Here is a 13,299-nt window from a genome sequence, read left to right as displayed (position 1 = left end):
CCGATCGCAGCCTTCGGGGGCACAGAGGGGCATGAACGCCTCCCGTCCCCTCGCCCTTCTCGCCACCGCGTCTGCCCTCTCCCTGCTGGCCGCCTCCCCCGCCCTCGCCAGCGCCAGCCGCGTCCGCGCCGAGGGCCCGCTGATCGCCTACTCGGCGGCCGTCCCGACCGGTGCGAGCGCGCGGGTGCAGGCAGTCGCCAACGCTTCCGGCAGCACCGTGATCACCCTGCAGGTGCGCGGTCTGAAGCCGAACACGGAGTACGGCGCGCACGCCCACCGGAACGCCTGCGGTGCGACCGGCGCAGCGGCCGGTCCGCACTTCCAGCACGTCGTGGACCCGGTGCAGCCCAGCATCGACCCCGCCTACGCCAACCCGCGCAACGAGATCTGGCTGGACCTCACCACCGACGCCGAGGGCAACGGCTCGGCGCAGACCCTGGTGCGCTGGCAGTTCGCGCCCGACCGCCGCGCGGGCTCGGTGATCCTCCACGAGCACGGCACCAGTGAGGATCCCGGCACCGCCGGCACGGCGGGCGCGCGGCTCGCCTGCCTGACCGTCGGTTTCTGAGTCCGACTCCCCCGATCGGCCGACAGCCCCTCGAACCTCCAGTCGAGGGGTTGTCGTGCCCTGCGGGCGGGTGCATGCTGGCGGACGGACCGGGAAATCTCTTCATGGAGGCCACCGATGTCTGTCAGACGCTTCGCCACCACGACGCTCGCCGCCGCGGTCCTCTGTTTCTCCGCGGTCGCAGGCGCGACCGCCGTCGGCTCGCCGGTCGAGGTGCCGTCCACCGGCAGCCCGGTCGGGCCCTTCTCGCAGAACAAGCAGAACGAGCCCGCCGTCGCGATCGACGCCCACCAGCCCGACGTGATGGCAGCCGGCGCCAACGACGAGATCGACATGGAGGCCTGCGCTGCGGGCGACCCGACCACCTGCCCGTTCACCAGCGGCGTCGGGGTCTCCGGCATCTACTTCTCCATGAACGGCGGCGACTCCTGGGTCCAGCCGACCTACTCCGGCCTGTCCGCGCGGTCCTGCACCGGCCCGGCGGAGTGCACGGCGACGACCGGCCCGATCGGCACGATCCCCTGGTACGCCGAGGCGGGCATCGTGTCCGACGGCGACCCGGCCGTGTCGTTCGGCCCGCGCCCGGGCGCCGACGGCCGGTTCTCGTGGGACAACGGATCGCGCCTCTACTACGCCAACCTGACCTCCCCGGTCGGGGCTGCGCCGCACAACGACGCTTTCCGGGGCTTCGAGGCGATCGCGGTGTCGTACGTCGACGACGTGCCCGCCGCGGCCGCCGGCTCGAAGGACGCGTGGAGTCACCCGGTGCTGGTCTCGCGGCAGTCGACGACGACCTTCTCCGACAAGGAGCAGGTGTGGGCCGACAACGCGGCGAGCAGCCCCCACTTCGGCTCGGTCTACGTGTGCTGGGCGTCCTTCCGCAGCAACAGCCACGGCCAGGCACTGCCGACGCCGCTGACGCTCGCCCGCTCGGGTGACGGTGGCGCGACCTGGACCACCCGGCAGGTGAGCCCGGCGACGGACAACGGCATCAGCTCGCAGCCCGACGGCTGCACCGTGCGGACCGACAGCCACGGCACCGTCTACGTCTTCGGGATCGGCAAGCGCAAGGGCCAGACCCTGCAGCTGATGTACCGCTCCACCGACGGCGGCGCCCACTTCACCGGCCCGACGCCCGTGGCCGCAGCGGTGCAGCCCGGCACCTTCGACCCGGTGCTCGGCAGGCCGAACATGGACGGCATCGCGGGTGCGCGCGTGGACCTCGCGGCCGGCCCGAGCGTCGACATCGCCAACGGGGCGCCGACCGGTGCGGACGCGACCGACCAGATCCTGATGACCTGGGCGGACGCCTCGAGCGGCGCAAACAACGAGCAGGTGCTCGCGACGACCTCGCGCGACGGTGGCGCCAGCTGGACGGCACCGGCCGTCGTACCGCTGCCCGGTGGTGACCGGCCGTTCTACACGGCGCCGGCCCTGTCCCCCGACGGGACGGACGCCTACCTGACGGTCAACGCGTTCACGACGCCGTACCGCACCGACACCACGACGCCTCGCGGCCTGCTCGGCCAGGTGCTGCACGCGGACGTCGGTCCGGCCGGCGTCCTCGGCCCGTGGACCGTGCTGGTCCGGGGCGCTGTCGGCGACCCGCGCGGCACGTCGCAGAACGGCCTGACGGCGGAGTTCCTCGGCGACTACGTCTACACCGCCGCGACCCGCGACGGAGCGGTCGGCGTCTGGAACGACGCCTCCCACGCGGCCGACTGCCCTGCCATCGACGCCTACCGGGCATCGCTCTACACCGCCACCCCGCAACCGGCACCGGACGTGCAGGGCAGCTGCCCGGCGGCGTTCGGCAACAGCGACATCCACGGCGCCACGGTCACCGATCCCACGCCCTGACCTCCCCAGGGCGCGACATGGCGCCGCGGTGTCTGGCATACCAGACACCGCGGCGCCCTCGGTGGTTCCGCCACGAGCCCCGATCGGGTGGACTGGAGGCGATGAGCACCGAGACCAGTACGACGATCACCCGCGCCGCCGACCTGCACCGGGTGCCGTGGCGCAACGGCCAGGGCATGACCACCGAGATCGCGCTCGGTGGCGCCCCCGACGACTTCACCTGGCGGGTGAGCCTGGCCGAGGTGGCCCAGAGCGGCGACTTCTCGGCGTTCCCGGGCATCGACCGGATCATCGTGCTCATCGAGGGCCCCTCGATGACCTTGCGGCTTCCGGGCCGCACTCAGGTGCTGCGCACCGACGAACCGTTCGCCTTCGACGGCGGCGTCCCGGTGCAGTGCACGGTCGAGCAGCCGACCCGCGACCTCAACGTGATGACCCGCCGGGGCGCGGCCCGGGCGACCCTGGACGTCCGGATGCTGACGGACGGCGACCCGGCGGTCGTCGTACCGGCGTCGGGGACGGTGGTCCTCGTCGTGCTGGAGGGCGAGGCCCGGCTGACCGACAGCGACACCGACCTCGCGACCGACCTCGCGACCGGCGACGTCGCGGTCACCCAGGAGCAGGTGCGGCTGGCAGGTGCGGGCCGGGTGGCCGTGGCCCGGATCGCGCCGGCACCACAGCACTGACCTCGCCGGAGAACCGGCCCAGCCGCCGCCGGTAGCGCACGATCTGCAGCAGCCCGCCGCACCACACGACGTACTGCACCCCCATGGCCCAGGCGAAGTCGGCCGGGGAGCGCTCGCCGGACGCGCCGGAGCGCAGGTCGAGCACCAGGCCGACCGCAGCCATCACCACGAAGGTGGCGATGAAACCGGCGACGTTGATCATCCCCATCGCTGTCGACAGCCGGGCGTCGGGGTTGGAGGTGCGGGCGAAGTCGAAGCCGATCATCGCCGCCGGGCCGCCGATGCCGTTGGCGACGACGAGGCAGACCAGCACGGGCAGCGGTGCGCCGCCGGGCCAGAGCAGGACGACGCTCCACACCGTCATCAGCATCAGCACGATGCCGGTGCCGAGGGTGGCACGCCCGGCCGGGAAGTTCGCGATGAACCAGCCCAGGACCGGCGCGGCACACATCGCCGAGACCACCATCACGGTCAGCAGCGAGGCGGCCGCGGCGCGGCTGGTGCCCTGGCCCTCGACGAAGAAGGGCAGTCCCCACAGCAGGCCGAGCGACGTCTGCGCGAACGGCGTGGTGAAGTGGATCCAGAAGCCGAGGCGGGTGCCGGGGTGGGCCCAGCAGGCGGCGACGTTCGCGCGCACGGTGCGCGGGGTGAGCGCCGATCCGCGCGCCGTACGACGCCCCGGCTCGTCCTGCACGAAGACGTGGATCAGTGCCGGGAGCACCAGGCCAGCCACCGCCGGGATGCCATAGGCGAGGTTCCAGCCGACGTGCGCGAGCGCCCAGGCCATCGGCAGTGCGGCGAGGATGGTGCCGAGCTGCGACGCGAGCCCGGAGAACTGCAGGACCAGCGGGACCCGCCGCGGCGCGACCCAGGTGTTGACCAGCCGTACGACGCACAGGAACGTGAAGGCGTCGCCGACTCCGACCAGGCAGCGTGCGAGCAGCGCGGCGGGATAGGTGTCCGCGCCGGCGAACAGCAGCTGCCCGGTGGCGAGCAGCAAGGTGCCGGCCAGCAGGATGCTGCGGGCGCCGAAGCGGTCGACCAGCAGACCCACCGGGATCTGCATCACCCCGTAGACCACCAGCTGCAGCACGATGAGCAGCGACAGCTGGGCCGCCGAGAGCCCGAACCGGTCGATCGCGACCAGGCCCGCCACCGCGAGCGACGAGCGGTGGAAGATCGCGACCATGAAGACCGCGACGGCCACGAGCAGGACCGGCTCCGGCCGTTCGCGCCAGCCCTTCACGCCAGCATCCGCTCGACCGCGGCGGCCGCGTCGAGCAGCTCGAGGTCGGTGCCGAGCCCGAGGAGGTGCAGCCCGACCGGGTGCCCCTCGGCGAGGCCGATCGGCAGGGTGATCGCGGGTGCGCCCGTGAGGTTCGCGGTCGACAGGTGCTGGATGCCGGCGCTCATCGCCCCCTGCTGGGCCGGCGCGGTCAGTGACGTCTCGGCCTCGACGAGCAGGGGCTGCGGGCCGGGCAGGGTCAGGCTGACGATCGCGTCGCCACCGCTCTCCGCGCGCAGCGCAGCCAGCTCCTCGCGGATCCGCCCCGCGGCCCGGCGGGCGGCCTCCACGTCGGCGCGGCCGAGCAGGCGGCCGGCCGCGATCAGGCGCCGGGTCTCCGGCAGGTAGTCGCCGCCTCGCTCGCGCAGCCGCTCCGCGTGCTGCTCGGCGCCCTCGACGAGGCTGAGCACGAGCGCCGCCGTCATCCCCATCGCGTACGACGGCCCTGGGTGCTCCACGAGCACGAGCCCCGCATCGGCGAGCTGTCCGAGCGCCCGGTCGAGCGCGGCCCGGAAGGCGGGTGTGCCGGCAGGCGTCGGCGTCGGCACGACCAGCACCGGCCGTCGCACCGGACGTGCGGGGGTCACGGGTGCGACGGAGGCTCCGGCGAGCGCCTCGAAGACGAGCCGGCAGTCGGCGACGGTGCTGCCGATCGGGCCGATGACGTCGAGGCTGGGGCTGAAGTGCAGCAGGCCCTGGGTGGCGACGGCGCCGTGGGACGGCTTGAAGCCGACGACGCCCTGGGCCGCGGACGGGTTGCGGATCGAGCCCGTGGTGTCGGTGCCGAGGGTCGCGCCGATGGTGCCGGCGGCGACCGCGACGGCGGAGCCGACACTGGAGCCGCCCGGGTGCCGGTCGGGGTGCCGGGGACCGCGGGTTCCCGGATCGCCCTGCCCGGAGGCGAGCTCGTGGGTGGTGGTCTTGCCGACGACGATCGCGCCGGCCGCCCGCAACCGCGCGACCGCGGCCGCGTCCTCGGTGTCGGGCACGCCGGACAGGGCACGGGATCCGGCGAGCATCGGCATGCCGGCGACGGGGAGCACGTCCTTGACGCCGATCGCCACCCCGTGGAGCGGGCCGAGCCGGGCGCCTGCGGCGCGCAGGGCGTCGGCGTGCCGGGCGGCTTCGATCGCGCCGTGGTGGTCGACGTACGCCCAGGCGGCGATCTCGGCCTGGGTCTCGTCGATGGCGGCGAGCACCTGGGTGACGTGCTCGACGGCTCCCGTCGTGCCCCGCCGGATCCGGCGGGCCACCTCGGCGGCGCCGGGCACGGGGAGGCCGAGGACGGTCGCGCTGCTCACGGGGTCCACTCACGCAGGGCGGCCGCACGGTCCCGGAAGCCGGCGTGCGCGAACGCGATGGCGGCCTCGTCCTGGAGCGCGAGGTCGCGTCCGACGCTCGCCTCGAGACGGGCGAACTCCGGTTCGGACAGGAACGGGGTCGGCGGGTCGTAGGTGGTGCGGCCGTCGCGGGCCACGACCTGCCCGTCGATGAGCACGGCCCGGACCGCGGTCAGGTCGCCGCGCGCCACGAGCACCAGGTCCGCGGGCCCGCCGGGGCGCAGCCGTCCGTGGGAGGGCGTCAGGCCGGGCACCAGGTCCGCCGGTGCGGAGCTGACCAGCGCGACGGCGTCGGCGAGAGGGAGCCGGCCGCTGTCGACCAGGTCACGTACGGCGTGCAGCGGGCCGTCGTGCCGGCCGCCCGGCCCGTAGTCGCTGGCGATGACGTCGACCTCGCCCGTGTCGAGCACCGCGTCCCAGTGCTCGCGGGTGGTGACCATCGCGCGCTGGTCGAGCAGGTCGAGCACGCAGGCCTCGTTGGTCCAGCCGGCCCGCCGGCCGAGGCGGACCATCGCGGCCGCCTCCGCGGGCGTGTACGACGGGTGGTTGACGTGGCACGCCACGACCCGCGCTCCGCCGAGGGGGGCCGGCGCGGCGGCGAGCCCGGTGAACAGCGACCCGGTCACGGCGGCGCTGTGCACGAAGGCCGGGAGGTCGTGCTCAGCGGCGAGTCGGATCCCCTCGCGGATGCCGGCCAGCGCGGGCGCGAGCGAGGGCAGCACGACGTCGTTCACGAGGGCGACGACGGCAGTGGGTTCGACCCGTCCGGCGAGCCCGCACTCGGCGAGCGTGGCGGCGACCCGGTCGGCAGCAGCGGCGACGTCGCCGGTCTCGACCCACTCCAGGGTCCGGCCGAGCACCGCCTCCTTGAGGACGCGCGCCTGCTCCGCCTCGACGGTGATCGCGTGCCGCGCGGCGAAGGCGGCCGGGATGTAGACGACGTCCTGTCCGCCACCGGCAAGGGTCTGACCGCCGCCGAGCTCGCCGACGGCGACGGCGCCCTGGGCGACCTGCTCGGCGACCGAGGTCGCCAGCGCGGCGCTGGTGAGCCCGGCCCCGTCGGCAGCCCGTGCGGCAGCGAGCGCGTGCGGCTCGTGCGTCGTGGCCCCTCCGACCCGGACCGGGTGTGCGGCGTCGGCCACCCGAACCTGGTCCATGGTGGTCAGACCGCAGAGGTTGAGCACCGCGGTCGTGCCCTGGAGGAGGTGGCGGTCGAGGTTCGACAACCACTGCCAGCGCGGCAGGGCCTGCCCGCCACTGGGCATCAGCGGCCCCGGGGTCACGCCGTGCACGTGCACGTTGACCAGGCCGGGCAGCGCGATCATGCCGCGGCCATCGACCACCTCGGCGGGGTCGGCACCGGCACCCAGGCCCGGGCCGATCGCCACGACGCGGCCGTCGGCCACCTCGATGTCGACGTCCTCGAAGGCCTCCCCCGGCTCGCCCGTGACGACCAGGGTGTGGGTGATGACGCGCCGCATGCCGACCTCCGACTCCGTGCTGTTTCGTTCGACGGTCTTCATCATAGCGAAACAATCTTCATTATACGATGAATCCATCCAACCTCGAGGAGCCGCCATGCAGCCGTCAGACCGCTACGACCGCCCGCGCGACCTCGCCGGCTACGGCGAGCACCCGCCCGCCGGCGCCTGGCCCGCCGGCGCCCGAGTCGCGGTGAGCCTGGTGATCAACATCGAGGACGGCGCCGAGCGGCACCGCAGCCGCGGCGACGACGTGGACGACGTCAACGCCCACTGGATCACCGACGTCCCCCACGACAGGGGCAACCCGTCGCTCGAGTCCGGCTTCGACTACGGCGCCCGGGCCGGGATCTGGCGCGTGCTGCGCATCCTCGACGCTGCCGGCGTACCCGCCACCGCCTTCGCCTGCGGCCGGGCGCTCGAGCAGCACCCCGCCCTCGGCGCGGCGCTCGCCGCGCGCGGAATCGAGGTCGTCGACCACGGCCTGTGGTGGGAGCCGCACTGCGACCTGACCCACGACGAGCTGCATGCCCGGATGGACGAGTCCGCGGCGATCCTGCACCGCACGACGGGAACCACGCCCACCTCCTGGTACTCCAAGGACGGCCACTCCCGCGCGAGCTTCGACCTCGCCGCCGAGCGGGGGTTCGGCCACGACGACAACTGCTTCTCCGACGACCTGCCGTTCCTGCCCGACGGCCCGGACGGCGCGGTGACCATCCCCTACTCCGCCGACACCAACGACTCGCTGCTGCTGACCACGATCGCGACCGCCGGGCAGTACCTCACCCAGCTCGAGAGCGCGCTGACGATGCTGGCGACCGACGACCGCCCCGGGCCGAAGGTGCTGAGCGTCGGGCTGCACCCGCGCTGGATCGGCCGGCCGTCGTACGCCGGCGCGCTGCAGCGCTTCGTCGCCCATGCCAGCAACACCCCCGGGGTCGTCTTCGCCCAGCGCAGCGAGATCGCACGCTGGTGGCGGTCAGTGGTCGCGGAGCAGTGATCCCCAGCCGGGCACGGCGACCGTGACGCCCGCCAGCCGGAGCACGTGCCACGCGACGGCCACGGCGCTGTCGACCACCGGCAGCCCGAGCCGCTCCTCGAGCTCGTCGACCAGGTAGCCCGCGCGCAGGTTGGTGCCCACGCAGAGCACCGCATCCGCGCGCGCACGAGAACCCCCGGCCAGGAGCGCTTCGACGGAATCCCGCTCCAGTGCGGCGATCTGGGCGTTGGTGAGGTCGGAGGGCAGCGTCGAGCGACCGACGACCTCGATCCCCCGCGCGCCGAGCTCACGGGCGATGCCGGAGACGATCTCGTCGGAGCCCGGGAAGACGACCGTCACCGAGCGTGCGCCGAGCGCAGCCAGGGCGGCGTACATCGCCTGGGTGGCCGTCGTCCCGGCCGATGCGCCGGTCGCTGCGGCCAGCTCGGCGGCCAGCACGGCGTCGGCGTCGACGCCGGTCCAGGAACCCGCCGTGCCGTGGAAGGCGACGACATCGGGCACGGTCTCGGCGAGCAGCGGTACGGCGTCACCCAGCACCGCACTGTCGATGCGCGCGGCCAGGGACACCGGCAGCCGGAACCGACTGGCGAAGACCTCGACCTCCGGTACGTCGTGGAGCACGGCCGCGGTGAGCGGCTCGGCGTTCGTGTTGCTGGCCGGGACCAGCAGGCCGATGCGACGTGGACCCGCGAAGGGACCGGAGGCCGAGGAGGTCAATGCGCTCTTCCTTGCGAGGGTGGGGTGGAGATGGCCAGGATCCGGGCCGGCTGGTCGGTCAGGTTCGACCACCAGTGCGGGATCACGGCGTCGAAGGTGATGGTGTCGCCCTCCGCGAGGGAGTAGCGCTGGTCGCCGACCGTGGCGACCAGGGCGCCCTCGATGACGAGGATGCACTCCTCGCCCTCGTGGGAGCTGCGGATCGAGCTGCCCTCGAGGTTCGGCGGCAGGGTCATGATGAGCACGCCGAGGCGGCGGTCGACGTCGGGGACGAGCATCTCCATGCCGATGCCCTCGCGGGGCACCTCGATCCGGCGGCGGTCCGCGCGGCGCACGACGCGGCCGGCCGGGTCACCGCCGGGCTGGGCCGAGAACAGCTCGGCCATCGGCAGGTCGAGGGCGCTGGAGAGCCGCAGCAGCGTCTCGAACGACGGGTTGCCGATCCCCCGCTCGATCTGGCTGATCAGGCCGGCACTCACGCCCGCCCGGTCGGCGAGCTCCTCCACCGTGAACCGCCCCACGCGGCTCGCCTTGATCGTGGCACCGATGTGGCTGACCCATGTCTCGCGCTGTGCGTCCATCGCCTCTTCAATACCTTCCGGCAGTCGTGCATTTATTGAAGAGGAGGAGGTTATCAACTCGACCACCCGTCGTCGGTCGTTCATGCGGCGTGGCCGATCACTCGTCGGCGATGAAGTCCCACGAGCCGACGGCATTGACGCCGGCCACCAGGTCCACCACCTCGTCGGTGTCGTTCGTGATGCCGTGGGTCGTGCCCGGCGGGATGTAGAACGCCTGGCCGGGCCGGGCCCGGATCGCCTCCGCGCCGAGGTGGATGACCGGCTGACCTGCGACGACCACGTAGAACTCCGCGACCTCGGCGTGGTGGTGGCGCACGTGGTGCTGTCCCGGGAGCATCCGGCCCCAGCTGACCGTGAACTCCCGGGCCCCGTTGACCCGGTCCGAGACGAGCTGGCAGATCAGCCCCTCGTCCCGGGTCCCCGACGGCGTCACGTGGTCGAGCTCGACGAAGCCGCGCTCGTCGATGCTCTGCACCAGCGGGTTCGCGCTCACGCGCTCGCCGCCGCGGAGGCGTCGAGGGCGCCGGAGCGCACCGCGGCCAGCCACCACTCCGCGATCTCGGCGCGGGTCGCGAACCACACGTCGTCGCGACCGGCGGCGTACTCCAGGAACGCCTGGATGCCACTGGCGACGCTGGGCCGCCCACCGATGCGCGAGTGGATGCCCAGCGACATCATCCGCGGTACGCCGTCCGCCTCCGTCGCGAGGAAGTCGAGCGTGTCGCGGCAGACCTCGAAGAGCTCGTTGCCCGTCGCCAGGCTGGCGTTGCCCCAGAACCTGCCGTCGTTGGCGTCGCCGGAGTAGGGCACCACGAGGTGCTCGCCCCGCTCGGTCGGCACGAAGTAGGGCAGGTCGTCGCCGTAGGAGTTGGAGTCGTACAGGAAGCCCTCGCCCATCAGCAGCGCCCGGGTGTTCTCGGTGATGCCGTCGCGGACGTACCAGCCCTTGGGGCGGATGCCCGCCGCCTTCTCGATCGCCGCCACGCAACGCCGGATCTCGGCCAGTTCCTCGTCCGGCTCCATGCCGACCGTGCCGGCCCAGCGGTAGCCGTGGGCGCAGATCTCGTGGCCCTCGCGCACGATCGCCGGCCCGACCTCGGGCGACTTCTCCAGCGCCATGCCGCAGGCCATGAAGGTCGCCGGCACCTCGAAGCGCCGCAGGATCGACAGGATCCGCCAGATCCCGGCCCGGCTGCCGTACTCGAAGTAGGACTCCTTCATCAGGCTGCGCTTCGTCGGGTCCGCCTGCCAGCCGCCGAAGATGTGGACGTCCTCGTCGCGGGGGTCGCCCGCCGCGATCGAGCGCTCCGCGCCCTCCTCGAAGTTCACGACCACCGAGACCGCTACCCGGGCACCGCCGGGCCACTCGATCCGCGGCGGATGCTCGCCATATCCCACCAGGTCACGCGCCACGTCCGGCTCCTTCCTTCACCGGGGCCATCAGCCCCGAGCTCTCGCCGAAGACCTTGCGGTGGGCGCCCAGCGCCACCCGCAAGCCCTGGGCCACGTCATCGATCACTGCTCCGTGCGCCGGTCCGATCAGCCGCACGTCCTTCTCGTCCAGCAACCGCTCGATCACGTCGAACGCCGCGGACACGTCCACGAACCGCGTCCAGTAGAGGGACCGCCCGGCGCCGTACGCCGCCGCGTCGACCGTCACCGCGTCGCCGAGCTCACGGGAGGTGAGCCGGCACTGGCCCTCGCGGTGGATCGGCTCGTCGTCCTCCAGGTCCTCGGGCGAGAACTCGTGGATGAACGCGAACCCGTCGGACACGAACAGCATCCGCGAGCCGGTGTCGTAGGCCCACAGCGTGTTGTGCAGGTCGCGGATGTGGGCCGCGTGCACCTCGATGCTGCGCCCGCCGATGTCGAGCACGTCGCCGGCCGCCATGGGCACCAGGCGATCGGCCAGGTGCGGCCAGTACAGGTGGTAGTCGCGGACGTCGCCGGCGATCCGCAGCCCCGGGTGGGCCGCCACGAGCGCCGGGATGTTGCCCGCGTGCGGGATCTCCGGGTGCGTCGGGAACACGTAGTCCAGCGGCCGGTCCCCCAGCACCTCGGCGACGCCGCGCAGGACCGCGGCCTCGTGGGCGGGGTCGCCGGAGTCGACCAGGAACGTGTGCGTCTCGCCGACCACGAGGTAGGTCGACACGTGGTAGTGGACGGGACCGTCGGCGGCGGTGGCCCGCAGGCACCCGCCGAGCCACCACACGCCGGGAGCGAGCTCGCGGGCGTCCTCGTGCTGCTGCAGCTCATGCGGCACGGCGACCCACCCCCTCCAGGTGTGCGGCCAGGTGTTCGGCCTGGGTGCGCACGGCGTCGCGCCCGAGCACCGGGGCGCCGTACGTCGGCCCGAGGACCTGCCAGTCCTGCTCGGCCACGACCTCGCGGACGTGCGTGGCGATCGCCACGATGTCCTCGGGGGCCACGGCATCGGCGATCCAGCCGAACTTGAGGTCGTGGAAGGCACGCAGCGTTGCGACGTCGTACGGCACCGGGGTGCCGTCGGCCGCGGTCAACAGGTGGCTGAAGCTGTCGGAGGTGAGCAGGGTGCGCGACACCGGGTCGCCCACCCACAGGACCGGGAGCAGCCGCAGGAGCGGCGAGTGGAGCCGGAGCTCGATGCCGGGCGCGACCTCCAGGTCGAGCCAGGCACCCGCGTCGACGTTGACGCGCCGGGCGGCGGCGTGCGTCACGGGGACCGTGATGCCGCCGGTGTACCAGACCTGGTCGACCGCGAACTCACTCTCGATCGCCGGCAGGTTGAGGCAGCACTCCATCTCGGTGCGGGTCAGCACCACGGACAGCCGGGTGCCGGGCTCGAGCAGGGTCCGCAGCTGGGCCCGGATCTCGTCGGCGTGCAGGCCGACGCCGGTGTCGACCAGGACGGCCGAGCCGCCGCGGCGGACCAGGTAGGCGTTGACGGGCTGCCACCCGGCGATGCCGGGCGGGCACCAGCTGACGTCGGGGCCGACGGGAGCCGGTCCGCCCAGCCGGGCGACGGCGTCGGGGCCGTCCCCCAGCAGCTGGGCAGTCGCAGGGGTGCTCATCGCGATCCCGCTCCGACCGACGCGCGGGTCCAGGCGTCGATCGCCCGGTCGACGGTGGTCACGTCGTGCCGCGAGCGCATCACGGTGAGCGCGGCCTCGTGGACCGCGACGTCGTAGGCGCCCACGGCGTCCTCGAGGAGCACGGCGTAGAAGTCGTTGTGGACCGCGTCGCGGATCGTGGCCTCGACGCATCCGCCCGTGGAGACGCCGACGAGGGCGACGGACTCGATGCCGTGGCCGCGCAGGACCAGGGCGAGGTCGGTGGACACGAAGGCGCTCTGCCGGCGCTTGGTGATGACGGTCTCGCCCTCCTCGGGCAGGCACTCGGGGGCGAAGTCACCGGCGGGGTCCCCCTTGATGCTGAGCCGGCCGAGGTCGACGGGCTTGTCGCCGCTGGCCGTGTGCAGCGCCCGCAGCCAGGCGGGCGTCGAGCTGAGACCGTCGACGTAGTTCTCGACCCGGATGTGGAACACACGGACGCCGTGCTCGCGGGCAGCCCTGATCGCGGCACCGCAGCGCTCACGCACGCGCGGCATCATCGAGAGGTCGAGGCCGGCGTCGCCGTGCGCGTGGCCGGCGGTCAGGCCACCGATCTGCATGTCGATGACGACCAGCCCGGTCGTCCGCGGGTCGAGGAGCTCGTCGAGCGTGTCACGGACCTGCTTGCCGCAGAGTTCGATCATGGGTGCTGCCTTCCAGGAGGTGAGGGGCGACGCGGACGGGAGCCC

Annotated in this window: 14 protein-coding genes; 4 read left to right on the top strand and 10 right to left on the bottom strand. The window is 73.3% G+C overall.

The features are described 5' to 3' along the window. Positions 1-31: 31 nt before the first annotated feature. The 3 genes from ACZYRU_RS08465 to ACZYRU_RS08455 all read left to right on the top strand — a co-directional run bounded on the left by ACZYRU_RS08465 (position 32) and on the right by ACZYRU_RS08455 (position 3,114). On the top strand, positions 32-568 hold the full coding sequence (locus ACZYRU_RS08465) for a superoxide dismutase (protein ID WP_488956642.1): 537 nt from the start codon (positions 32-34) through the stop codon (positions 566-568). Positions 569-685: 117 nt separating this feature from the next. Beyond that, the gene (locus ACZYRU_RS08460) at positions 686-2,428 is read left to right on the top strand and encodes a sialidase family protein (RefSeq protein ID WP_488956641.1); all 1,743 of its coding nucleotides are present in this window, start codon (positions 686-688) and stop codon (positions 2,426-2,428) included. 101 nt (positions 2,429-2,529) lie between these two features. Then, positions 2,530-3,114, top strand: coding sequence for a HutD/Ves family protein (locus tag ACZYRU_RS08455; protein WP_488956640.1), 585 nt, complete (start codon positions 2,530-2,532; stop codon positions 3,112-3,114). Here ACZYRU_RS08455 and ACZYRU_RS08450 read toward each other — a convergent pair. From ACZYRU_RS08450 to ACZYRU_RS08440, 3 genes are read right to left on the bottom strand one after another with little or no spacing between them, the layout of a single operon-like run. Next, positions 3,038-4,360, bottom strand: coding sequence for an MFS transporter (locus tag ACZYRU_RS08450; RefSeq protein WP_488956639.1), 1,323 nt, complete (start codon positions 4,358-4,360; stop codon positions 3,038-3,040). The genes ACZYRU_RS08455 and ACZYRU_RS08450 overlap by 77 nt on opposite strands. Beyond that, positions 4,357-5,700 carry an amidase gene (locus tag ACZYRU_RS08445; protein ID WP_488956638.1) on the bottom strand — a complete coding sequence of 448 codons (1,344 nt, stop codon included), beginning with the start codon at positions 5,698-5,700 and terminating at the stop codon, positions 4,357-4,359. The genes ACZYRU_RS08450 and ACZYRU_RS08445 overlap by 4 nt, the downstream gene beginning before the upstream one ends. After that, on the bottom strand, positions 5,697-7,220 hold the full coding sequence (locus tag ACZYRU_RS08440; protein ID WP_488956637.1) for a hypothetical protein: 1,524 nt from the start codon (positions 7,218-7,220) through the stop codon (positions 5,697-5,699). Before ACZYRU_RS08440 ends, ACZYRU_RS08445 begins: the two co-directional genes overlap by 4 nt. 97 nt (positions 7,221-7,317) lie before the next feature. Here ACZYRU_RS08440 and ACZYRU_RS08435 point away from each other — a divergent pair, with 97 nt between their 5' ends. Then, positions 7,318-8,223, top strand: a complete 906-nt coding sequence (locus ACZYRU_RS08435; RefSeq protein WP_488956636.1) for a polysaccharide deacetylase family protein — start codon at positions 7,318-7,320, stop codon at positions 8,221-8,223. On the opposite strand, the gene ACZYRU_RS08430 is transcribed toward ACZYRU_RS08435, so the two are convergent. From ACZYRU_RS08430 to ACZYRU_RS08400, 7 genes are all read right to left on the bottom strand, one after another. After that, positions 8,203-8,940: a maleate cis-trans isomerase family protein gene (locus tag ACZYRU_RS08430; RefSeq protein WP_488956635.1), complete on the bottom strand. Its 738-nt coding sequence runs from the start codon at positions 8,938-8,940 to the stop codon at positions 8,203-8,205. The two genes, ACZYRU_RS08435 and ACZYRU_RS08430, sit on opposite strands and share 21 nt — an antisense overlap. Beyond that, entirely contained in the window at positions 8,937-9,521 is a 585-nt protein-coding gene (locus ACZYRU_RS08425) for a helix-turn-helix domain-containing protein (RefSeq protein WP_488956634.1), read from the bottom strand. The genes ACZYRU_RS08430 and ACZYRU_RS08425 overlap by 4 nt, the downstream gene beginning before the upstream one ends. A 97-nt stretch (positions 9,522-9,618) precedes the next feature. Further along, entirely contained in the window at positions 9,619-10,014 is a 396-nt protein-coding gene (locus ACZYRU_RS08420; protein WP_488956633.1) for a cupin domain-containing protein, read from the bottom strand. After that, entirely contained in the window at positions 10,011-10,934 is a 924-nt protein-coding gene (locus ACZYRU_RS08415) for a polysaccharide deacetylase family protein (protein WP_488956632.1), read from the bottom strand. The genes ACZYRU_RS08420 and ACZYRU_RS08415 overlap by 4 nt, the downstream gene beginning before the upstream one ends. Then, positions 10,924-11,784: an MBL fold metallo-hydrolase gene (locus ACZYRU_RS08410; RefSeq protein ID WP_488956631.1), complete on the bottom strand. Its 861-nt coding sequence runs from the start codon at positions 11,782-11,784 to the stop codon at positions 10,924-10,926. Before ACZYRU_RS08410 ends, ACZYRU_RS08415 begins: the two co-directional genes overlap by 11 nt. Continuing rightward, positions 11,774-12,571 carry an MBL fold metallo-hydrolase gene (locus ACZYRU_RS08405; RefSeq protein WP_488956630.1) on the bottom strand — a complete coding sequence of 266 codons (798 nt, stop codon included), beginning with the start codon at positions 12,569-12,571 and terminating at the stop codon, positions 11,774-11,776. The genes ACZYRU_RS08410 and ACZYRU_RS08405 overlap by 11 nt, the downstream gene beginning before the upstream one ends. Then, positions 12,568-13,254, bottom strand: coding sequence for a cysteine hydrolase family protein (locus ACZYRU_RS08400; protein WP_488956629.1), 687 nt, complete (start codon positions 13,252-13,254; stop codon positions 12,568-12,570). The genes ACZYRU_RS08405 and ACZYRU_RS08400 overlap by 4 nt, the downstream gene beginning before the upstream one ends. Positions 13,255-13,299 lie beyond the last annotated feature (45 nt).

The organism is Nocardioides sp. F233, from assembly GCF_057813895.1.
Note: the sequence above shows the minus strand (reverse complement) of the source record. Positions and strands in the feature narration are given on the sequence as shown.